Source organism: Streptomyces sp. NPDC107522, from assembly GCF_055657525.1.
This window is the reverse complement of the sequence record NZ_JBVKAU010000005.1, coordinates 44,609-66,339: the sequence shown is the minus strand read 5'-3', so window position 1 is coordinate 66,339 and position 21,731 is coordinate 44,609. Positions and strand designations below refer to the sequence as shown.

The window sequence follows — 21,731 nt, the reverse complement described above, 5'->3', positions numbered from 1 at the left end:
GGGAGATCGGGTGTACGGGCATCGGGACTCATGGCCGTACGAGATTCCGCAGATCGGCGAAACGGCGGTCGCCGATGCCGTTGACTTCCCGCAGCTCGTCCACCGAACGGAAGCCGCCGTGCTGGGTGCGGTAGTCGATGATGTGCTGGGCCAGCACCGGGCCGACGCCCGGGAGGGTGTCGAGCTGGTCCACGGTGGCCGTGTTGAGGGAGACCGGCCCGGCGGGTGCCGCACCGGCGACCGCCGCACCGCCCGCCCCGGCACCGGGCGCTGCCCCGGGTACGGCGGCCGGGCCGCCGACGATCACCTGCTCGCCGTCCACCAGGAACCGGGCACGGTTGAGGCCGTCGGTGTTCGTGCCGGGACGCACGCCACCGGCCGCGCGCAGTGCGTCTGCGACGCGCGAGCCCGCCGGGAGGCGATGGATCCCCGGCTCGCGCACCTTGCCGCCGACGTCCACCACGATCTGCGCCGCGGCCGTCCCTGCGGCACCCGCCGCACCGGCAGCCGACGCCCCCGCCCCGGCCTCCTCACCCGAATCCCGTCCCCCGAACGGGGCCGCCGCCCGCACCACCTCGGGTGCCCGCACGGACTGCGCCCGGCCGCTCCAGAAGTGCTGCACGGCGAACCCCGCGGCGAGGACGAGCACCACGGTGAGCGCGACGACACTCCGCCGTTCCAGCCCGCACCGCGTCTGCAACCACACCGGCATCCGCTCCCGCAGCGCCAGCCCGGCCCGCGCCCGCCACTCCCCAGCGCCCGAGTCACCGGCCACGGGATCAGCGCCCGAGTCACGCGCCACGGGATCAGCGCCGCGACCGGCCCCGGCGACGGCACCGACATCCGGCCTGTCCGTCCCCAACGCCGTAATCCCGCGTGGGAGGTCCGTCCCTAACGCCGTATCCCCGCGGGAGACGCCCGCCCCCAACGCCGTATCCCCGCGGGAGACGCCCGCCCCCAACGCCGTATCCCCGCGGGAGACGTCCGCTCCCAACGCCCCCTCCGCGCGGACGACACCCGATCCCTCTACCCACTCACCGTTCCGTTCGCCCACGCCAACGGCCGCGCGAGCGCGCGGCACGCCCCGCAGGTCCGCTTCCGCTTCCGATTCCCGAAGGGGAACAGCCCGCCGAAGAGCCCCCTCCTCCGCGCCTGACCGCCGGGCATCCGCTTCGCCCGCGGGCGGCCCGACCTCCGACTCCCCCCACTCTCCGGCCCGTTCGGCGAAAATCACCTCGGCCCGGCGGCGCAGCTCCTCCGCCGACGCATGCCGCTGCCGTGCCCGGCCCCGGGCAGGCAGGCGTCGATGGCGGGTGCGGACGTCGGAGTGGGGACCGCGGCCCGGCCCACTGGTCACCGGCGTGGTGCGTGTACGTGCGCGTGTACGTGATCGAAGTGCCATGCGACGAGGATCGGACACCCCGCCCAGCCCGCGATGATCTTGCTCAATTCCCGGGGATTACTACCCAGTTGTGGAAAACTCCGCCACCCACACGAGTGACTCACCCACCAAAGGGCCTGTCACCACGACCGACCCCTCACTGCAGCCAACCCCCACGGCCGCCCCTCACCGCGGCGAAACCACAACCCCCAACAACCCAGGCCCCGTATGCGCCCCGATCACCGCCCCCACCTCACTCACATGCAGATCGGCCAGCCCGGGCACCCGGGCCCGCAGTCGATCCGCCAGCGCCGACGCCCGGTCGGGGGCGGCGAGATGGTGTACCGCGATGTCGACCTGCGCGCTGCCCGCCCGGTCGGCGGCGATCTCCTCCAGGCGGGCGATCGCCTTGGACGCCGTCCGTACCTTCTCCAGCGGGCCGATCCGGCCGCCCTCCAGCTGCAGCAGCGGCTTCACCGCGAGCGCAGAGCCCAACAGGGCCTGCGCCGCCCCGATGCGACCACCCCGGCGCAGATAGTCGAGGGTGTCGACGTAGAAGTAGGCCGCCGTGCCCCCGGCTCGCTTCTCCGCGGCGGTCACGGCATCGTCCACCGTGCCGCCCGTCTCCGCCGCCTCGGCCGCGGAGAGCGCGCAGAACCCGAGTGCCATGGCGATCATCCCCGTGTCCACCACCCGCACCGGCACCGGCGCCTCGCGCGCCGCGAGGACCGCCGCGTCGTAGGTGCCGGAGAGCTCGGCGGACAGGTGCAGGGAGACGATGCCGGTGGCGCCGGACTCGGCGACCTTGTGGTAGTGCTCCGCGAAGACCTGGGGGCTGGGGCGTGAGGTGGTGACGGGGCGTCGCTTCTGCAACGCCTGGGCGAGGGAACGCGTCGAAATCTCGGTGCCCTCGTCCAGCGCCCGGTCGCCGAGGACCACGGTCAGGGGCACCGCGGTGATGCCGTGGCGCTCCATCGTCCGCGGCGGCAGGTAGGCCGTTGAATCGGTGACGATCGCGACATGGCGGGACATGAGCTGGAGGTTACCTGCCGTAGCGCCCGGGCGGCAGCCCGACCCCGCTCAGGCGGTGGTGCCTTGACCGGATCATCGTGTGCTCATGGGACTCAAGTCGTGCTCTCGGGGCGGGGCTTCTTCTGCCAGGGGTAGGTCGGCCGAGGGCCGGGCGGGGTGATGGCGGGCCTGGTCGGCTCCTCGGCCCGCTGCGTCCGAGGTGTGTCCGGCCAGGTCTGCTCGGTCGTCGCGGCGGCCTCGGGGGCGGGGGCCTCCGGCCATGGGGGCGGCGTCGACGACGAACGGTCCGACGGCGGTGTCGACGACGATCCCGTCATCGCGGACTCCGCCGTCTGCCAGTGCCGCAGTGCGCCGGCCTCCACGTCGATCTGTGCGCTGAGGGTGTCCAGGTCGTCGTCGGCGAAGCGGCGGGCCCGGTCGCGGGCCGCCCAGCGCAGTGAGTCCGCCGACTGGGCGATGCGCTCGGTGCGTTCGCGCAGGTCGGGCAGGCGCTCGGCTAGGGTCGAGCGGTCGGGCTCGGACTCCAGGCGCCGCAGTTCGGCGTCCAGTTCGTGCCCGTGCGCGCTGAGGCGCTGGAAGAGGCCGAGGGACTCCTTCAGGGACTCGTCCTCGGTCGCGCCCGCGTGCAGCGCGTCCTGGGTGGCCCGCATGGAGGTGCGCAGTTTCAGCCGCAGCTGGGCGAGCTCGCCGACCGGGCCGGGCTGGGCGAAGGACTTGGCCCGCAGTGTGTGGTCCTCGACCGTGCGCCGGGCGTGCGTGATCGTCTCGTCCACACGGCGTTTGGCGGCGCCGACGACCTTCACCGTGGCATAGGCGCCGAGCGCGACGAAGAGCACGAAGAGCAGGGCGACGACTGCGATCACTGCTTCCACGAACTCCTCCTCCGACCGGCCACGACCCACACCGCGTCACTCTTCAACAGTAAACGCAGCGGGCAGGCCCGGAGTTCCAGCAGAACCCCGAACCTGCCCGTAGGGGATCACCCCGAGCCGCCCGTCGCACACGGTATCCGCACCGGCGGCCGCACGCTCATGGCGTCCGAACCGTCCCCATGCCCACCGCATCCGAATGCTCACCGCATCCGACCCGCCGGCTCCGGCATCGGGCGAGCCTCCTCATGCCGCCCTGATCGTCCCGCGACACCCGGCATCCGACCCGGCCCGCCGCCCACTTCGGCGACCCGGCCGACCCGGCCGACCCGGTCGACCGCCGGAGGCCTACGCCGGAACGATGTTCACCAGCTTCGGCGCCCGCACGATCACCTTGCGGATCCCGGCGCCGTCCAGCGCCGCCACGACCTTCTCGTCGGCCAGCGCGACCTTCTCCAGTTCGTCCTCGGAGATGGACGGGGAGACCTCCAGGCGGGCCTTGACCTTGCCCTTGATCTGTACGACGCAGGTCACGGTCTCGTCGACGACGTACGCCGGGTCGGCGACCGGGAAGTCCTGGTGGACGACCGAGTCCTCGTGCCCCAGCTTGCGCCACAGCTCCTCGGCGATGTGCGGGGCCAGCGGCGCGACCATCAGCACCAGCGCCTCGGCGACCGGGCGCGGCACCACGCCGCCCGCCTTGGTCAGGTGGTTGTTCAGCTCGGTGACCTTGGCGATGGCGGTGTTGAACCGCATGCCCTCCAGGTCCCCGCGCACCCCGTCGATCGCCTTGTGCAGGGCACGCAGCGTGTCCTCGTCGGGCTCCGCGTCCACCACCGTCACGGCACCGGTCGCCTCGTCCACGACGTTGCGCCACAGCCGCTGCAGCAGCCGGAACTGACCGACCACCGCGCGCGTGTCCCACGGCCGGGAGACGTCCAGCGGACCCATCGCCATCTCGTACAGACGCAGCGTGTCGGCGCCGTACTCGGCGCAGATCTCGTCCGGAGTGACCGCGTTCTTCAGGGACTTGCCCATCTTGCCCAGCAGCCGGGAGACCTTCTCGCCCTGGTAGTAGTACGCGCCGTCGCGCTCCTCCACCTCGGCGGCCGGCACCGCGATGCCACGGCTGTCGCGGTAGACGTAGGCCTGGATCATGCCCTGGTTGAACAGCTTGTGGAACGGCTCCGCAGAGGAGACGTGCCCCAGGTCGAACAGGACCTTGGACCAGAAGCGCGCGTACAGCAGGTGCAGCACGGCGTGCTCGGCGCCGCCGACGTACAGGTCGACGCCGCCGTGCGGCTGGCCCTCGCGCGGACCCATCCAGTACTGCTCGATCTCCGGGTCGACCAGCTGCTCGCTGTTGTGCGGGTCCAGGTAGCGCAGCTCGTACCAACAGGAGCCCGCCCAGTTGGGCATGGTGTTGGTCTCACGCCGGTACCGCTTCGGGCCGTCGCCCAGGTCCAGCGTGACGTTGACCCATTCCTCGTTGCGCGACAGCGGCGTCTCGGGCTGGGTGTTCGCGTCGTCCGGGTCGAAGGTGCGCGGCGAGTAGTCCTCGACCTCGGGCAGCTCCAGCGGCAGCATCGACTCGGGCAGGGCGTGCGCGATGCCGTCCTCGTCGTAGACGATCGGGAAGGGCTCGCCCCAGTAGCGCTGACGGCTGAACAGCCAGTCGCGCAGCCGGAAGTTGACGGTGCCCTCGCCGATGCCCTTGCGCTCCAGCCACTCGGTGATGCGCGCCTTGGCCTCGGCGACGCCCAGGCCGTCCAGGGAGATCTCGTCGTTCGCCGAGTTGATGATCTTCGCGTCGTACGACGAGAAGGCGTCGTCCCACGTCGAGGTGTCGGTGCCGCGGCCGTCGGTCGGCTCGACGATACAGGTGATCGGCAGCTCGAAGGCGCGCGCGAACTCGAAGTCGCGCTGGTCGCCGGCCGGTACGGCCATGATCGCGCCGGTGCCGTAGCCCATCAGCACGTAGTCGGCGATGAAGACCGGGACCTTCTCGCCGTTGACCGGGTTGGTCGCGTACGCGCCGATGAAGACGCCGGTCTTGTCCTTGGCCTCGGCCTGGCGCTCGACGTCCGACTTGGAGGCGGCCTGGGCACGGTAGGCGGCGACGGCCTCGGCCGGGGTCGCGTGACCGCCGGTCCACACGTCGTGGGTGCCCTCGGGCCAGGCGGCCGGGGTGAACTTGTCCACCAGCGGGTGCTCAGGGGCCAGCACCATGTAGCTCGCGCCGAACAGGGTGTCCGGGCGCGTGGTGAAGACCATGATGCGCTCGCCGTCGATCGGGAAGTCGACGCGGGCGCCCTCGGAGCGACCGATCCAGTTGCGCTGCTGCAGCTTGATGGCCTCGGGCCAGTCCAGCTCCTCCAGGTCATCCAGCAGCCGGTCGGCGTACGCGGTGATGCGCATGTTCCACTGACGCAGCTTGGCCTTGAAGACCGGGAAGTTCCCGCGCTCGGAGCGGCCGTCGGCCGTGACCTCCTCGTTGGCCAGCACGGTGCCCAGGCCGGGGCACCAGTTGACCGGCGCGTCGGAGGCGTAGGCCAGGCGGTACTCGCCCAGGACGTCGGCCTTCTCGGCGGCGCTCAGCTCGCTCCACGCGCGCGTGGTGCCCGGTACGGCACGCTCACCGGACTCGAACGCGGCGACCAGCTCGGAGATCGGGCGGGCCTTCTTCGCCTCGTGGTCGTACCAGGAGTTGAAGATCTGCAGGAAGATCCACTGGGTCCACTTGTAGTAGTCCGGGTCGATCGTGGCGAACGACCGGCGCTTGTCGTGGCCCAGACCCAGCCGGCGCAGCTGGGCCTTCATGTTCTCGATGTTGGCCTCGGTGGACACGCGCGGGTGCGTGCCGGTCTGCACGGCGTACTGCTCGGCGGGCAGGCCGAAGGCGTCGAAGCCCAGGGTGTGCAGGACGTTGTGGCCGGTCATGCGCTGGAAGCGCGCGAAGACGTCGGTGGCGATGTAGCCCAGGGGGTGGCCGACGTGCAGGCCCGCACCGGAGGGGTACGGGAACATGTCCATGATGAACTTCTTGGGCCGGGCGACGGCCTCGGGGGCGCCCGCCAGGTCGCCCTTCGGGTTCGGAGCGGCGTACGTACCTTCGGCGTCCCAGAAGTCCTGCCAGCGTGCCTCGATCTCGGCCGCCAGGGCGGCCGTGTAGCGGTGCGGCGCGGCCACCTCGGCGGCGGCAGCGGTATTCGTCTCGCTCATGATCCTCAAAGCTCCATCGATCGTCTCTGCCAGCGGCTGCGATTCTCAAGAAACGAAAAATCCCCTCACACAGGAGGGGACGCCGCGCCGATGCCGACCATCCGTTTCGCCCGGTGGTCGGGACTGATCAGCGCGGCTCGCTAAGCAGAAGGCGTACGGCACGCATGGCGTCAGGGTACCGCAGCGCCGGAGCGGGTCGCGACGGGCTTACGGCGGGGCGCACGCATGAACAACGGCGGCCTCGGTTCCGTACCTGAGAGTTGTGAAGACCTCGAAAAGCTGAACAAGGTTCAATTGTTACCTGGCGTAACAGTCGCTAAGGGACATCAGAAGCCCCTCGCAGCCCGTAGATAACAACGCAATAACTCAAACGCCGTACCCCCCGGTATGGAGCCACTTAGAGTGCGGCACCGGGACCGCCTTCCCGAACCGCTCGGAGTTGCCCCCATGAACCCTCGTCGTAGTAACAGTTCGCTCCCCAGGACGGGCCGGTCGGCCTACGGGGTGGCGACCGCCGCTGTACTGCTGCTCATACCCCTGGTCGTGCTGCTCGGCGGCACCTGGCTCCAGGAGTTCCTCAACTTCGGCGCCGGTGTCCTGTCGCTCGTCTGCCTCACCTGCTCGGTGATCTGGGGCCTGGTCGCCCAGGACCGGATGATCCTCAACACCCGCCAGCGGATCATCGCGCAGGGCATCCACCGGGTGACCGCCGTCGCCTCGATCGCGTTCCTCCTGGTGCACATCGGCGTCAAGCTGGCGCTGGACCACGCCAGCCCGATCGCCGCGCTGATCCCGTTCAGCCTCGTGCTCTTCGGCGGCGACGAGATCCCGGGCAGTGCCTTCCTCATCGGCCTGGGCTCCCTGGCCGCCCTGCTCATGGTCTTCGTGGGCGTCACCGGCGCCCTGCGCAACCAGTTCGCCTCCCCGGCGCCGGTCGCCGCCCGCTGGCGCGCGATGCACATGCTGGCCTACCCGGCCTGGTGCGCGGCCCTGATCCACGGCCTGTTCGCCGGCCGCCCGGCGAAGACGTTCTTCATGGTCTGCTACGAGCTGTGTGTGGTCGCCGTCGCCGCGGCCCTCGCCCTGCGCGCCGCCCCGCGCCCCTACAAGCGCAAGGTCGCCGACCGGATCGCCGCACTCATCGGCAACGACGAGTCGTTGGGCCGTGAGGACCTGGAGGAGAGCCGCGCCAGGGCGGCGTCCGGTTCCACCCTGCCCGGCTACGAGAACGAGCGCCCGGCACGCTCGTCCCGCGAGGGCCGCGGCGACCGTGACGGACGGACCGGCCCCCTGCCCGGCATGCCCACCCAGGCTCCCGCGTCCGCGGAGTCCACGGGCGGTTTCGCCGCCGCCTACCGTGCCGTCTCGCCCCGCTCCCGCGGACGACAGCAGTCCTACGCGGCCGACCAGACCTCCCGCATGGACCTGCCCCTGGACATGCAGCCGACCGAGGCGATCCCCCGCGTCGACAGTGGCGGCAGCACCTCCGGCAGCTGGCCGATCCCCTCCCCGCCGCCGGTCGGTGAGGCTCCCCCCTCGGCCTACGACCCGCTCAACGACACGGGATACAACATCCCCGTCTACGGCAATTCGGGCACCGCGGGCTATGACTCGGGGGCTGCGGGCTACGGTGGCGGCGCTTCGGGCTACGGCTCGAGTGATGTGTACGACACCGCTGAGACGAACGCCGTCTTCGGTACGTACAACCAGAACGACACGTACAACAACAGCGGTCCCGCCACTGAAACACTGCCCGGTGCCTCCTACGACTTCGACGCACCGGGTTCGGGCGAACCTTGGAACACGCCTTCCGGAGGCTTTAAGTGAACGAGGCCCTGCCCGACGTCCCCGAAGTCCGCGTCGTCGGTCTTCCCCAGCTGACGTCGGGCTTCGACCTTGTCGAAAGACTCGATCTGCCCATGCATCTGAAGGTGCACGGGCCGCTCGAACCGATGGGCGGCGAGCAACTCGCCAAGCTCGCCGAGAACATCAACCTGAAGGGCCGCGGCGGCGCGGGCTTCCCCTTCCACAAGAAGCTGCGCTCGGTCGCCGAGTCCGCGATCAAGCGCGGCGTACGGCCGGTCGTCGTCGTCAACGGCAGTGAGGACGAACCGGCCTGCCGCAAGGACACGGTGATGATCAACCGTGCCCCGCATCTCATCCTGGACGGCGCGCTGCTGTGCGCCGAGGCCCTTGGTGCCCGCACGCTCGTCATCGGGGTCACCCGGGAGTCGACCCAGCGCTCCATGGAGGCCGCCCTCGCCGAGCGCGGCCTGAGCAACAGCCGCCGCTCCGCGCTACGCGCGTGGGTGCAGCGCAACCCGGTCCGCATGGTCACCGGCGCCGCCGCCTCCCTGATCCGCTCGATCGACGGCGGCCCGGCGATCCCGCCCGGCCGCAAGGTCAGCGCCTCCCAGAACGGCGTCGGCGGCGCACCCACCCTGCTCTCCAACGCCGAGACCTTCGCCCAGCTGGCCATCGCCGCCCGCATCGGCCCGGAGCGCTACGGCAACACCGGCCTGTACGACGAGCCGGGCACCGTGATGCTCACGGTCTCCGGCGCCGTCGCCCGCCCGATGGTGATCGAGGTTCCCACGGGCGTACCGCTGCGCTACGTCCTCCAGCTCGCCGGTGCCCCGCCCGTCCCGCAGGGCGTGCTGACCGGCGGATACCACGGCAAGTGGATCGACGCGGCCACGGTCAACGAGGCCATCGTCTCGCGCAACTCCCTGGACGCGGTGGGCGGTTCGCTCGGCGCCGGCGCGATTCTGCCGATCACTCAGGAGACCTGCCCGCTCGGCGAGTCGCTCCGCGTCGCCCAGTGGCTGGCCGAGGAGAGCGCGGGTCAGTGCGGGCCCTGCTACCTCGGTCTGCCGGCCGCCGCGCGCGGCATGGAGGACATCCTCAACGGCGGTGGCCCCGCCGCCCTGGAGGCGCTCAAGCAGGTCGCGAAGAACGTCAAGCGGCGCGGCGCCTGCTCGCACCCGGACGGCTCCGCGATGTTCCTGGAGTCGACCATCAAGGCGTTCACCGACGACCTCGCGGCGCACGTCCTCGGCAACGGCTGCGGTCGGCCCGTGGAGGGCGTTCTGCCGCTCTTCGAGGGCGGCAGGGCACCTTCGGGCATCCCGGGCGGCGGCGAGGCGGAGGAGAACGGCCCCAGCCGCCAGAAGATCTACGTCGACTGGACGCTGTGCCGCGGCCACGGCCTGTGCGCGGACATCCTCCCGGAGGTCTTCGAACTCGGCGCCGACGGCTTCCCGACGGTCGCCCAGGCGCAAGTCCCGCGCTACGCCGAGGCGAAGGCCCTTCGCGCGGTACGCCGCTGCCCCGCGCTCGCCCTGCGCATCGAGGAGGAAACACCCCGGGACAAGACCTCGTCCCGCAACCTCCCGGTCCTCTCCCAGGGCCGCGGCAGACGCGCGCTGGGCCGCTGACACGCGAACAGCGGGCCGCCCGAGGGGGGCGGCCCGCCGTTCGTGTCACCACGCGCGCGAAGTCCTCACACAGGAAGTCCGCACACACGCCGAAGGCGGACCATCCTTCCGGATGATCCGCCTTCGACTTCTGTGGAGCTAAGGAGAATTGAACTCCTGACCTCCTGCATGCCATGCAGGCGCTCTACCAACTGAGCTATAGCCCCTCGCGGCCACGCGGCCGAGCCGCGTATTTGCTGGTGTCGCCCGGTTTCCCCGGCGGCGACGCCAACATTACCGGTCGACCCGGTGCAGCACCAAATCGTTTCCACTCCGCGCCGATACGCCCATTAATGTCGGGTTCCGTGACCGTGATCGCGTCCCCCGGAGTCCGCTGCCGAGCGCCGGTCGCTCTGGGCGCCTGCCTGGTCTCCTTCGCCGCGTTCTGGCTCGCGCAACGGGCCGCGCACGTCTCGATGATCGACCTGATGGTGTACCGGGCCGAGAGCGCGACCGTACGTGCGGGAGGTGACCTGTACGCGCTGCGGACGACGGCCGCCCGGCTGCCGACCACCTACCCGCCGCTCGCAGCCCTGCTGTTCACTCCGCTGACGCTCTTCGACACGGTGACGATGCGCGCTCTGGGTACGGCCGGGAACCTCGCACTGTTCGTGGTGTTCGTACGGCTGTCCCTGCGTCTGGTCGGGCACGCGCGCGTGGAGAGCGTGTGGTGGGTCGCGGCGGTGGCCGTGTGGTGCGAGCCGGTGTGGACGACGCTGCGGTACGGGCAGATCAACCTGCTGCTCGCCGTCCTGGTGCTGTGGGATCTGTCACGGCGCCCGGGAGACCGCTCGGCCGGCGTCGGCATCGGGCTCGCGGCGGCCGTGAAGCTGACGCCGGCGCTGTTCGCGCTGTTCCTGCTCGCCACCGGTGCCGCGGCCCGGCACCGACAGGGCTCCGGCGGCCCCTGGCTGCGCCACGCGCGCGTGGCGGCCGCCTGGTTCGCCGGGGCGACTCTCCTCGCAGCAGCCGTACTGCCGTACGACTCCTGGCGTTTCTGGACCCGCATGGTGTTCGCGACGGGACGCGTCGGGCACGCCGAGGACACCGCGAACCAGGCCCTGCGCGGCGTTCTCGCGCGGCTGCTGCACACGCCCGCCCCCGGGGCCGTCTGGGTCGTCACGGCGGCCGTGGTGGCCGTGGCAGGGCTGGGCGTGGCCGTGGCGGCGGAGTTGCGCGGGCGGCGGGCCCGGGCGGTGACCGGGTGCGCGGTGACCGGACTGCTCATCAGCCCGGTGTCCTGGTCGCACCACTGGGTGTGGTGCGTGCCGGTCGTCCTGCTCCTCGCCACGCACGCCTGCCGGGCCGCGGCCCTGGGCGCGCTGCTGGTCTTCTCCTCGTACGCCCTGTGGTGGGTGCCGCACGGCCCGGGGCGGCACGAACTGCATCAAAACGGCGTCGAGTTGCTGTGCTCCGCCCTCTACGGATCGGCGGGCTGTCTTTTTCTCCTGATCGCCGGAGCCACCCTCGGCAGCCCCGGCCGCGATCAAGCCGTGACGAAGGAATAGAAGCGCTTGAGTGTGCAGTGTTCCTCGAGGAGGCGGCCGTAGATCGGTTCGCCCTCGAGTTCCCGGTAGGTCTCGATGGGGTCGCCTTTTATGATCAGCGCCCGGGCGCATTCCTCGCACCAGTACTGGTAGTCGGGGTTCACCGGTTCCATGTCACGGACGATCGGCGTTCCGCTGCCGCACCAGTCGCACTTTCGCCTGTGTGCACCCATCGATCAGCTCCAGCTGTGGCCGCAGGCCGTGCACACGTAGGAAATTCCGCCGTTGTCGCCAAGGAGCTGGGCGACGTGGACGGAGCCGCAGGAAGGGCAGCTGAGGCGGGTGATCGTATCCCGTGTCAACGCTGCGCCGAAGAGGTGACCGACCTCTTCGAGGATGCTCGCAGGCATCGCTACTCCCTCCCGTCGGGCCGCGCCCCCTTCCGGCCGTTTGATTCTGCCACGGCCGGACCAATACGGTCAGCGACGCCTCAGTACCAGTCCGGACACAGCAGCCTCCGCGGCCGTACGAACCGTCCGAACACGCACCCCAAAGCGCCTCATGAGAGGTATACGCCTGGCGGGCCCAAGTGACTCAAGCCGAACCGGAACAGTTCGGCGCGGGCCGGTGCCGCGCGCGAACCGGACGTGGAGGCCCGGCTGTTGATCCGAGCACCCGCCGCGGATACCAGAAGATCCCGCCGATCGAAGCGATCGGCGGGATCTTGTTGTCTCGCTGTGGAGCTAAGGAGAATTGAACTCCTGACCTCCTGCATGCCATGCAGGCGCTCTACCAACTGAGCTATAGCCCCTTGCTTTGTTCTTCCCGCTCGGCGGGGCGAACAAGAAGAACTTTAGCCTGCGACCTGCCAGAAAGTGAAATCCGGGTCCCGGGTCGCCCCGACCGGGACCCCGGGCGTCAGTCGTCGTCGCCGAGCACCGGCTCCGGCAGCGTGCCGGCGTTGTGCTCGAGCAGACGCCAGCCGCGGGCGCCCTCGCCCAGGACGGACCAGCAGCAGTTGGAGAGCCCGCCGAGGGTCTCCCAGTACCGGGCCTCCAGGCCCAGCAGGCGGCCGATGGTCGTGCGGATCGTGCCGCCGTGGCTGACCACGACGAGCGTGCCGTCGTCGGGGAGCTTCTCGGCATGCCGGAGCACCACGGGCGCGGCGCGGTCGGCGACCTCGGTCTCCAGTTCGCCGCCACCACGGCGCACCGGCTCACCGCGCTTCCACGCCGCGTACTCCTCGCCGTACCGGTCGATGATCTCCTCGTGCGTCAGCCCCTGCCAGACGCCCGCGTAGGTCTCGCGCAGGCCTTCGTCGTGCGTCACCTCCAGGTTGGTCAGCGCGGCCAGCTCGGCGGCCGTGTGCGCGGCGCGCTGGAGGTCGGAGGCGATGATCGCGTCGGGCTTGAGGTTGACGAGCAGCCGGGCGGCGCGGCGGGCCTGGGAGACGCCGGCCTCGGTGAGGGCGACGTCCGTGGAGCCCTGGAAGCGGCGCTCCACGTTCCACGAGGTCTGGCCGTGCCGCCACAGGATGATGCGGCGGCCCCGGCCGGCCTTGCCCGCCAGCACGTCGCCGGTGGTGCTCATCGCCACTCACCGCCCAGCTCGGCCGCCTCCTCGGCGGCCTGCAGCTTGGCGTGCTCCGCGGCCTTGCCGCGGGTGGCCTTGGCGTCGTCGGGCAGCTCGAGCTCGGGGCAGTCCTTCCACAGCCGCTCCAGGGCGTAGAAGACACGCTCCTCGCTGTGCTGGACGTGCACGACGATGTCGACGTAGTCGAGCAGCACCCAGCGGGCCTCGCGGTCGCCCTCACGGCGCACCGGCTTGGCGCCGAGCTCCTTCAGGAGCCGCTCCTCGATCTCGTCGACGATCGACTTGACCTGGCGGTCGTTGGGTGCGGAGGCCAGCAGGAAGGCGTCCGTGATCGACAGTACGTCGCTGACGTCGTAGGCGATGATGTCGTGCGCGAGCTTGTCGGCGGCCGCCTGGGCGGCGGTGTTGACGAGCTCGAGGGAACGGTCGGTAGCGGTCACTACAAGGCTTTCGGTCGGCGGTCAGTTGCTACCAAGGGTCTCACGGACCGCCGACAGCACCCCACGTGATTACCGGCTCACATGGGGTGGCCTGCGGTTATGTGTTTTCTGCGGTCATTGCGGTCATGAGGACGACGGCTCGTAGTCCCGGCCCAGCACCACCGAGACATCCGCGTTCGCGGACACCTCGCCCTTGCCGACCGCGCCGGCGGGCAGGCCCAGGGTCTTGGCGACCTCGGTGGCGTTCTCCTTGTCGGCGGCGTCGGCGTAGACGACCTTGGACGTGGCCGCGGTGGACGCCGTACCGCCCTCCAGGAAGGTGAAGCCGCCGTTCAGCAGCACCACGCGGGCCTTCTCGGTGTTGTCCTTGACGCCGCTGGCGTTGCGGATGGACACACGCACGGCGGCATCCTTGTCGGGGCTCTTGGCGGTGCCGCCGAGGACGTCCTTGACGACACTGGCGCTCGCCTGTGCGCTGAGCGTGCCGTCGGTCTGGACGGGCAGCAGGGCCGTCTTGTAGTCGCCGCCCTTGGCGAGGTCGGCGAGCCGCGCCAGGAACGCGCCGAGGTCCTTGTCGGTCAGCGGCGGCTCGATGATCATGCCGAGCGTCTGGATGGTGACGGTCGCGCCCTGCGTGTCCGAGGTCAGCTTGCGCAGTACGGCCTGCATGACCTGCCCGAACCGCTCCAGCTGGGCGTTCTGGGCCTCGCCGGAGGCCTGGTAGGTGGCGTAGGCGACGGCCGTCTTGCCGCTGAGGGTCTGGGCCTTGCCCTTGCGCACGAGGGGCGCGGCGCCCTTGGACTTGGCGTCCGGGTCGGGCACGTTCGCGTTGGTGTCGACCTCGATGTTGCCGACCAGGTCGACGAGGTTCTGCAGATAGGGGGTGTCCAGGCGCCAGGTGCCCTGGATCTCGGTGCCGAGGACGGTGTCGATCGCGTCGCGCGTCCCGGAGGAGCCGTCGTCGTCGACCGACTTCGCGAGGGTGGTGGTGCTGCCGTCGTCGCCCGTCAGGGCGAGGGAGTTGGGCAGCAGGACGGTCGTGCCCTGCTTGGTGGTGGTGTTGTCGACGAGTAGCGCCGTGGAGGTGCCGCCCTTCTTGGTGTTGTGCAGATGGACGACGATCACGTCACGCTTCTGGGCGCCCACGGCCGTCGCGGTGCCGGTCTTCTCGTCCGACGACGACAGGCCGGGCAGCTTCCCGACGTACCAGAGGTAGCCGACGCCGCCGACCGCGACGAGCGCCAGGACGACCGCGAGGGCGATCACACGCGCGCGTGCCCGTCGCCTGGCCTCCTCGCGGCGCTCCGTGCGGTTCTCGGTGAACTTCAGCCAGTCGATGACGTCCTCGGAGTCCGAGTCGGGCTCCTCGACGAAGGCGAACTGCTCGGTGTGGTAATCCCGGTTCCCCTGGTCCTGCGTCAGAGGTTCCTCGACCGGGCCTGCCTGGTGCGGGATGTAGGCGGTCTGCCCGGCGACCCGGGGCTGGTGACCACTGGTGGCGGTACGGCCGTACGGGTCGTACGGCGGCGAGTGCGCCCCGGCGTGCTGCTGGTGCGTGCCGGTGCCGTACGCGTCGTAGGAGGGCGTGGGCGGCTGCTGACCGGTGTCGCCGGTGGCGTAGGGGTCGTACGGCGGGACCGGCTGCTGCCGGCCGGTCGCGTACGGGTCGTAGCCGTAGCCCTGCTGGGCGTAGGGGTCGTAGTGCTGCTGGGGTGGCTGCGGCGGCGGGATCTGCCGGTACACCGGCCGCCCGTACTCGTCGTAGCCGACGAGTTCGTACTGGTCGGCGCCCTGCCCTGCGGCCCCCGCGTCGTATCGGTCGTTCACCGTCGCCCCTCTCGGCTCACTCGCCTCACTCGCCGCGGTACAGCTCGCGCTTGTCGATGTAGCGCACGACTCCGTCCGGCACCAGATACCAGATGGGGTCGCCCTTTGCGACTCTCGCGCGGCAATCGGTGGACGAGATGGCCAGAGCGGGCACCTCGACGAGCGACACGCCGCCCTCGGGGAGCCCGGCGTCGTCGAGGTGGTGCCCGGGCCGCGTGACCCCGATGAAGTGCGCGAGGGAGAACAGCTCTTCGGAGTCCCGCCAGGTCAGGATCTGGCCCAGGGCGTCGGCGCCGGTGATGAAGAAGAGGTCCGTGTCGGGGTTGAGGGCGCGCAGGTCGCGCAGGGTGTCCACGGTGTACGTCGGGCCGCCGCGGTCGATGTCGATGCGGCTGACGGAGAACTGCGGGTTCTCGGCGGTGGCGATGACCGTCATCAGATAGCGGTCCTCGGCCGGGGAGACGTGCCGGTGGCTCTTCTGCCACGGCTGGCCGGTCGGCACGAACACGACCTCGTCGAGGTGGAACTGCGCGGCGACCTCGCTGGCCGCGACGAGGTGGCCGTGGTGGATCGGGTCAAACGTTCCGCCCATGACACCGAGGCGGCGCTTGCCGTGGTGCGACGGGCCGTTTCCGGGGCCGGTAGGCATGTCCTGCTCTCCCATGCGTGCAGACCCTACCGGCCCCACCTGAAGGCTCCGGCCGACAGCTGCCCGGGCGGACCGGGAGGGGCCTGGTCGGGCTCAGCGGTCGCGGTTGAAGCGCGTGGTCACCCACAGCAGAAGCAGCAGGATGAGAAATGCGCCACCTCCGGTGGCCAGCGGGCTGATGCTGTCGTGGTTGCCCCCGTGCTCCTCGCCCTCGGCGGCGAGAGTGACGAACTGGGCAGCTGCGCTGTGGAGGCTCATCTTCGGCGTGACCTATCGGGTGTGGGCGGGATAAAGATGTCGGCTCATCGTAAGCGGGCGCCATGACGGCGCTCACGCCGACTCCACCGTTGGGAAGGACGCCGACGGCGCGCGGGGAACCTTCCCGGGGGCTCACTCGTCCTTCCGCCTGTAGCCCCGCAACAGGAACCACGCGGTCAGCACACAGCCCACGACCATCACGATCAGTACGACCCGGAGCAGATTCCCCGCCCCCTGCTGCTCGGCCGCACTCGCGGCTTCGGTGAGCCAGGCGGCTGCGGGGTTGTGCTCCATGGCGCGGAACTCCTTCGCTGTAGTGCCCGTCCACGGTAACTCCGCCTAGGCTGGGCTCTGCTTCGGGGGCGCAAAGGACGGAACAAGGCTCCGCAAAGGGGCCGCAGCGGCCATACACGCACACAGGGCCATCCACACGCACATGGGGGAAGACATGTCCGACGGCCACGAGCACAACGGGCACGAGAACGTACCGAGCAGGCAGCGCAGGCGTTTCCCGGGGATCTCCTCGCGTGCGTACGAACACCCGGCGGACCGCTCGGCCCTGGTGGCCCTGCGCAAGCTCAGCGGCTTCGACACGGTCTTCAAGGCCCTCAGCGGCCTGCTGCCCGAGCGCAGCCTGCGGCTGCTGTTCCTGTCGGACTCCGTGCGGGTGTCGGACGAGCAGTTCGCGCACCTCAACGACATGCTGCGGGACGCCTGTTACATCCTGGACCTGGAGAAGGTCCCGCCGATGTACGTCAACCAGGACCCGGTGCCGAACGCGATGTGCATCGGCCTGGACGAGCCGATCATCGTGGTCACGACGGGCCTGGTGGAACTGCTCGACGAGGAGGAGATGCGGGCGGTGATCGGCCACGAGGTGGGCCACGCCCTCTCCGGCCACTCGGTGTACCGCACGATCCTCCTCTTCCTCACCAGCCTCGCCGTCCGGGTAGCCTGGATCCCGCTGGGCAACCTCGCGATCATGGCGATCGTGACGGCGCTGCGGGAGTGGTTCCGCAAGTCGGAGCTCTCCGCCGACCGGGCCGGGCTGCTCGTCGGCCAGGACATTCAGGCCTCGATGCGCGGCCTGATGAAGCTGGCGGGCGGGCACCATCTGCACCAGATGAACGTGGACGCGTTCCTGAAGCAGGCCGAGGAGTACGAGGCGGGTGGCGACCTGCGCGACTCGGTCCTGAAGATCCTGAACGTCCTGCCCCGCTCCCACCCCTTCACCACGGTCCGCGCAGCCGAGCTGAAGAAGTGGGCCGAGTCCCGCGACCACCAGCGGATCATGGACGGCCACTACCCGCGCCGCACCGAGGACAAGGACACCTCGGTCACCGACTCCTTCCGCGAGTCGGCGTCCCATTACGCCAACCACGTGAAGTCCTCCAAGGACCCCCTGATGAAGCTGGTCACGGACATCGCCGGCGGCGCGGGCGACCTGGGCGGCCGGGTACGGCGCGGTTTCGGCGGCTTCACGGGTACGGCCCCCAGGGAGGAGCCGCGCCGGGACGACGACACGCCGGGTGACGGTGGGGACAAGAGCTGACGTCTGGGCTGCGTCCGGCGTACGTTCCTCGCCCCCGCCGCCCCTAGGTTTTTCAGCCCGTCCGGCGTTTGAGGACAAGACCCCTTCAGGGCCGAAGCGGGGGTCTGGGGGCGCAGCCCCCAGGGACGGGACGGGTAGGGCGGCGGGGGCGAAAACCCACCGGCTCACACCTTCGGCTGAGACCCAGCGGCCAGCGACCCGCACAGCGCCGTCGCCCCGCCCGTGGCGTAGGGGTCGGTCCCGGCCGGTCCGCCCTCCTTGGCCGTCTGCCCCGCCAGCAGCGGATGCAGCCGGTTCGTCGAGTCCTCGGCGCAGGACAGCGGCCCGGCCTGGACGTAGGACACCACCAGCTGCGTCTGGTGCAGCCGCAGATCCTCCCGGTCGAACCGGAAGTGCAGCTCACGCCGGACGGTGAACAGCGACGCCTCGGCGGTCTTCTCCGCGTGGGCGGCCCGCAGGGCGTACACGAACGTGTGGTCCGCGGTGACCTCGAGGGTGGAGGAGTCCGTCTCGGCGGCCTGCAGCGTGCCCTGCACCCGGATCCGGCGATCGGCCAGCTCGGCCTGCGCGGGGTCGAAGCGAACCAGCCACCCGGTCGGCGCATGCCGCCCGTCCGCGGCCGGCAGCCTGAAGCTCTGGTCGAACTGGTCCAGTTGATCGGGGTCGAGCAGCACCCGCACCGGCCGGACCTGGCTACCGGTGAGCACCTCGGGATACAGCGCGGACCGCACGATGTAGTCCTTGGCGATGCTCAGCGCACTCGTCACCTGACTGTCCGAGAAGTGCGCGGTACGCCGCGCGGCCGGCAGCGGTATGCCCTCCGCTCCGATGCGGAACTGCGCGGCGGGGCTCTGCGCGTACAGATGGTCGGTGTCGGTCGTCCCGGGCACCCTGCCCTCCGGGGCAAGCGGGATGACGGTCATCCGCAGGGGCTCGGCGGGCGGTCCGGAAGCGGCGGGGTTCTGGTAGGGATGCCGTACACCCATATAGATCGCCGTACCGAAGGCCACGGCGATCAAAAGGACGAGGATCAGCGCCTGCCGGGACAGCCCCCGGCGCAGTGGTGGGCGGCGGCGCACAGCGGGCGCGTGGTCGGCCAGGCGTTCCTGCGCGGAGAACTCCTGAAGGCGGGCAGCACGGACGAACGACTCGTCGAAGACGACGGATCGGTACTCGTCCTCGCCACCTCCGGGGCCGCTCTCGGGTGCCCCCTCGGGTGGGTCGCCAGGCCCTCCCATATCTTCAGAGTAGGTCGCGGGGAGCTCAGGTAAACGCCCTGGTACACGACAAGTTCTGACAGGTTCTCACCAGGTCGGTCGGGCAGCTCTCGGCCATGCTCAGGCCCCTGATCAGGTCCGTTCAGGGCGTGCGCGGGGTGGCCGAGACGGCCGGCGGCGAGTAGTCGGCGGAGGCGGAGGGAGCCGCTCCGCTGCCTTGTTCCAGCCCGGTGGACGCGGGTGGCGGGACCTGGTCCCGGCTGCCGGAGGAGGCGCCGCGGTAGACCGCGGTGAAGGCCAGCGCGACCATGCCGATGCCCATCACGAGCGCGAGCACCCAGGCGACGGGACGGTGCCAGCGGACCTGCTTGCCGTACATCCCCGGGGCGCCGTAACGGCCCTCGAGGATGTCCGTGTCGTCCAGATCGTCGAACTCCGGATCATGGCCGAAACCGGTGTGGTCGTCGGGGCCGTACCCGTCGTCGTACCGCTCGCCCCGGCCGTGTGCGCGGCGCGCTTCCGCCTCGGAGGCCTCTGCTCTCGCCTGGGCGGCGGCGAGGAGGCGTTCGACGGCGGTCGGCTCGTGCACCACGGCCGCCTGTACGAAGGCCTCGTCGAAGACCACGGAGGCGAACTCTTCGTCCGACACCCCGCGGTCGTGGTCGTCGTCGGGCTCCCAGCCGTCAGGGAACGGCGTGCCCCCCACGTCCTCCGGCACGGCTCCAGAGTAGTCCTGGGGGGTCAATTTGGGCAGACGGCAGGGAAATTCATCCGCCTTGTGAGACGCCTGTCGTGCTGCACGGGAGCGGCCCGGGGGCGTGTGTCGGGCGCATATGCCCTGGCCGCGCGCTCTGCGCCGCCCAGCCCTCCGACGCGCCCCCGCGCGGCGAGAACGTCAGCGGCGTACGTGCCCGTCGCCGGTGACGATGTACTTCGTGCTGGTCAGCTCCGGCAGGCCCATCGGCCCGCGGGCGTGCAGCTTCTGCGTGGAGATGCCGATCTCCGCGCCGAAGCCGAACTGGCCGCCGTCCGTGAAGCGCGTGGAGGCGTTCACCGCGACCGTCGTGGAGTCGACCAGCTGGGTGAAGCGGCGGGCGGCCTGCTGCGAGGTGGTGACGATGGCCTCGGTGTGGCCGGAGGTCCACAGCCGGATGTGCTCGACGGCCTTGTCCAGCGAGTCCACGACCGCGGCGGCGATGTCGTACGACAGGTACTCGGTCTCCCAGTCCTCCGCCGTGGCCTCGACGACGGTCGCCTTGGAGTCCTTGGCGTACGCCAGGACCCTCTCGTCCGCGTGCACGGTCACGCCGGCCTCCGCGAGGGCGTCCAGGGCGCGCGGCAGGAACTCGGGGGCGATGTCCTGGTGGACGAGGAGGGTCTCGGCGGCGTTGCAGACGCTGACGCGCTGGGCCTTGGAGTTGATCAGGATGTCGATGGCCATGTCGAGGTCGGCGTGGGCGTCGACGTAGACATGGCAGTTGCCGGTGCCGGTCTCGATGACGGGGACGATCGACTCCGACACAACGGTCTGGATCAGCGAGGCGCCGCCGCGCGGGATCAGCACGTCGACCAGGCCGCGGGCGCGCATCAGCTCGCGCACGCTCTCGCGGCTCTCTCCGGGCACCAGCTGCACGGCGTCGGCGGGCAGCCCGGCCCCGCCCACGGCGTCACGGATCACCCGGACGAGGGCGGTGTTGGACTCGTACGCCGAGGCCGAGCCGCGCAGCAGCACGGCGTTGCCGGACTTCAGGCAGAGGGCGGCGGCGTCCACGGTGACGTTCGGCCGGGCCTCGTAGATGATCCCGACGACGCCCAGCGGGACGCGGACCTGGCGCAGGTCGATGCCGTTGGGCAGCGTGGAACCGCGGACGACCTCGCCGACCGGGTCGGGCAGCGCGACGACGTCCCGCACGTCGGCGGCGATGGCCCGCACGCGCTCCGGCGTCAGCGTCAGCCGGTCGATGATCGCCTCGCTGGTGCCGGCCTCGCGGGCCTTGGCGATGTCCTTGGCGTTGGCCTCGACGATCTCGCTCGTACGGACCTCCAGGGCGTCCGCGATGGCGAGCAGCGCGTCGTCCTTCTCGGCCCGCGGCAACGGGGCGAGGTCGGCGGCGGCGGCCTTGGCGCGGTAGGCGGCCTGGGTGACCGGGGTCATGGAGTCGTACGGAGAGAGCGTGGTCATGAGAAAAGGTTAGTGCGCGACGCGGCCCGGTTCATTGCGCATCCCAAACCCCGAGACAAGCGCACAGGCCGCTCAAGACGCTCAAAAGGGGTGGACGCCCACCGGGGTCGCAGGCAGCGGCCCGTATCCCTCCGCGATCCGCTGGTGATACGTCTCGCGGTCGATGACCTCCAAGCCGACGATCTCCCAGGGCGGCAGCTTGGCGGTCTGCCGGTGCTCGCCCCACAGGCGCAGGGCGACGGCGGCCGCGTCGTGCAGGTCGCGGGCCTCTTCCCAGTAGCGGATCTCGGCGTGGTCGTTGGCGTATCTGCTGGTCAGCAGAAAGGGGTGGTCGTGGGCGAGCTGTTCCAGGCCGCGCCGTACGTCCTTCAGCGGGGCCTCCTGACCGGAGACGCTGAGGGTGACGTGCCACAGGCGGGGCAGGTCCTCGGGCTCCTCGTACCGGTCGCCGGCCGCGACGCTCGTCAAGGCGCGCGCCGCCTCACCGACCGTGCGGGACGCCGCCGCCCCAGGGCGCACTCGTCTCACGACGGCCTCCTTCACGCA

At 70.7% G+C, this 21,731-nt stretch carries 19 protein-coding genes and 2 tRNA genes; 4 read left to right on the top strand and 17 right to left on the bottom strand.

The features are described 5' to 3' along the window. Positions 1–28: 28 nt before the first annotated feature. The 4 genes from ACZ7L6_RS17440 to leuS all read right to left on the bottom strand — a co-directional run bounded on the left by ACZ7L6_RS17440 (position 29) and on the right by leuS (position 6,504). Positions 29–961, bottom strand: coding sequence for a ComEA family DNA-binding protein (locus ACZ7L6_RS17440; protein ID WP_471925655.1), 933 nt, complete (start codon positions 959–961; stop codon positions 29–31). A 606-nt stretch (positions 962–1,567) separates the two neighbouring features. After that, entirely contained in the window at positions 1,568–2,413 is an 846-nt protein-coding gene (locus ACZ7L6_RS17435) for a DegV family protein (protein WP_471924688.1), read from the bottom strand. A gap of 92 nt (positions 2,414–2,505) precedes the next feature. Next, complete coding sequence (locus ACZ7L6_RS17430; protein WP_471924686.1) at positions 2,506–3,285, bottom strand: hypothetical protein; 780 nt, start codon at positions 3,283–3,285, stop codon at positions 2,506–2,508. A 345-nt stretch (positions 3,286–3,630) separates the two neighbouring features. After that, positions 3,631–6,504, bottom strand: coding sequence for a leucine--tRNA ligase (gene leuS / locus ACZ7L6_RS17425; protein WP_471924684.1), 2,874 nt, complete (start codon positions 6,502–6,504; stop codon positions 3,631–3,633). 447 nt (positions 6,505–6,951) lie between these two features. Between leuS and ACZ7L6_RS17420 the strand changes: the two genes are divergently transcribed. Both ACZ7L6_RS17420 and ACZ7L6_RS17415 read left to right on the top strand, forming a co-directional pair. Next, entirely contained in the window at positions 6,952–8,331 is a 1,380-nt protein-coding gene (locus tag ACZ7L6_RS17420) for a cytochrome b/b6 domain-containing protein (RefSeq protein WP_471924682.1), read from the top strand. Beyond that, complete coding sequence (locus tag ACZ7L6_RS17415; RefSeq protein WP_471924680.1) at positions 8,328–9,941, top strand: NADH-ubiquinone oxidoreductase-F iron-sulfur binding region domain-containing protein; 1,614 nt, start codon at positions 8,328–8,330, stop codon at positions 9,939–9,941. The genes ACZ7L6_RS17420 and ACZ7L6_RS17415 overlap by 4 nt, the downstream gene beginning before the upstream one ends. A gap of 133 nt (positions 9,942–10,074) precedes the next feature. Here ACZ7L6_RS17415 and ACZ7L6_RS17410 read toward each other — a convergent pair. Beyond that, a tRNA-Ala gene (locus tag ACZ7L6_RS17410) sits at positions 10,075–10,147 on the bottom strand. Between the two features lie 138 nt (positions 10,148–10,285). On the opposite strand from ACZ7L6_RS17410, the gene ACZ7L6_RS17405 reads away from it, so the two are divergent. Beyond that, the gene (locus ACZ7L6_RS17405; RefSeq protein WP_471924678.1) at positions 10,286–11,488 is read left to right on the top strand and encodes a glycosyltransferase 87 family protein; all 1,203 of its coding nucleotides are present in this window, start codon (positions 10,286–10,288) and stop codon (positions 11,486–11,488) included. On the opposite strand, the gene ACZ7L6_RS17400 is transcribed toward ACZ7L6_RS17405, so the two are convergent. The 8 genes from ACZ7L6_RS17400 to ACZ7L6_RS17365 all read right to left on the bottom strand — a co-directional run bounded on the left by ACZ7L6_RS17400 (position 11,467) and on the right by ACZ7L6_RS17365 (position 16,528). Further along, on the bottom strand, positions 11,467–11,700 hold the full coding sequence (locus tag ACZ7L6_RS17400) for a hypothetical protein (RefSeq protein WP_003976229.1): 234 nt from the start codon (positions 11,698–11,700) through the stop codon (positions 11,467–11,469). The genes ACZ7L6_RS17405 and ACZ7L6_RS17400 overlap by 22 nt on opposite strands. Positions 11,701–12,205: 505 nt before the next feature. Then, positions 12,206–12,278: transfer RNA gene (locus tag ACZ7L6_RS17395), tRNA-Ala, on the bottom strand. A gap of 107 nt (positions 12,279–12,385) precedes the next feature. After that, on the bottom strand, positions 12,386–13,057 hold the full coding sequence (locus ACZ7L6_RS17390; protein ID WP_471924676.1) for a histidine phosphatase family protein: 672 nt from the start codon (positions 13,055–13,057) through the stop codon (positions 12,386–12,388). Beyond that, entirely contained in the window at positions 13,054–13,500 is a 447-nt protein-coding gene (rsfS, locus tag ACZ7L6_RS17385; protein WP_433039964.1) for a ribosome silencing factor, read from the bottom strand. The genes ACZ7L6_RS17390 and rsfS overlap by 4 nt, the downstream gene beginning before the upstream one ends. A 123-nt stretch (positions 13,501–13,623) precedes the next feature. Next, on the bottom strand, positions 13,624–15,327 hold the full coding sequence (locus ACZ7L6_RS17380) for an LCP family protein (RefSeq protein WP_471924674.1): 1,704 nt from the start codon (positions 15,325–15,327) through the stop codon (positions 13,624–13,626). Between the two features lie 25 nt (positions 15,328–15,352). Beyond that, positions 15,353–15,991, bottom strand: coding sequence for a nicotinate-nucleotide adenylyltransferase (gene nadD / locus ACZ7L6_RS17375; protein ID WP_471924672.1), 639 nt, complete (start codon positions 15,989–15,991; stop codon positions 15,353–15,355). A 78-nt stretch (positions 15,992–16,069) separates the two neighbouring features. Further along, complete coding sequence (locus ACZ7L6_RS17370; RefSeq protein WP_471924671.1) at positions 16,070–16,234, bottom strand: hypothetical protein; 165 nt, start codon at positions 16,232–16,234, stop codon at positions 16,070–16,072. A gap of 132 nt (positions 16,235–16,366) precedes the next feature. Then, the gene (locus ACZ7L6_RS17365) at positions 16,367–16,528 is read right to left on the bottom strand and encodes a hypothetical protein (protein ID WP_093909385.1); all 162 of its coding nucleotides are present in this window, start codon (positions 16,526–16,528) and stop codon (positions 16,367–16,369) included. A 142-nt stretch (positions 16,529–16,670) separates the two neighbouring features. Between ACZ7L6_RS17365 and ACZ7L6_RS17360 the strand changes: the two genes are divergently transcribed. Further along, entirely contained in the window at positions 16,671–17,786 is a 1,116-nt protein-coding gene (locus tag ACZ7L6_RS17360) for a M48 family metallopeptidase (RefSeq protein WP_471924670.1), read from the top strand. 164 nt (positions 17,787–17,950) lie between these two features. On the opposite strand, the gene ACZ7L6_RS17355 is transcribed toward ACZ7L6_RS17360, so the two are convergent. From ACZ7L6_RS17355 to ACZ7L6_RS17340, 4 genes are all read right to left on the bottom strand, one after another. Beyond that, complete coding sequence (locus ACZ7L6_RS17355) at positions 17,951–19,024, bottom strand: SCO2583 family membrane protein (RefSeq protein ID WP_471924669.1); 1,074 nt, start codon at positions 19,022–19,024, stop codon at positions 17,951–17,953. A gap of 121 nt (positions 19,025–19,145) precedes the next feature. Next, on the bottom strand, positions 19,146–19,721 hold the full coding sequence (locus tag ACZ7L6_RS17350) for an SCO2584 family spore wall biosynthesis protein (RefSeq protein WP_471924668.1): 576 nt from the start codon (positions 19,719–19,721) through the stop codon (positions 19,146–19,148). 177 nt (positions 19,722–19,898) lie between these two features. Beyond that, positions 19,899–21,185, bottom strand: coding sequence for a glutamate-5-semialdehyde dehydrogenase (locus ACZ7L6_RS17345; protein ID WP_471924666.1), 1,287 nt, complete (start codon positions 21,183–21,185; stop codon positions 19,899–19,901). Positions 21,186–21,266: 81 nt separating this feature from the next. Continuing rightward, positions 21,267–21,704, bottom strand: coding sequence for a hypothetical protein (locus ACZ7L6_RS17340; protein WP_433054438.1), 438 nt, complete (start codon positions 21,702–21,704; stop codon positions 21,267–21,269). Between the last annotated feature and the right edge of the window lie 27 nt (positions 21,705–21,731).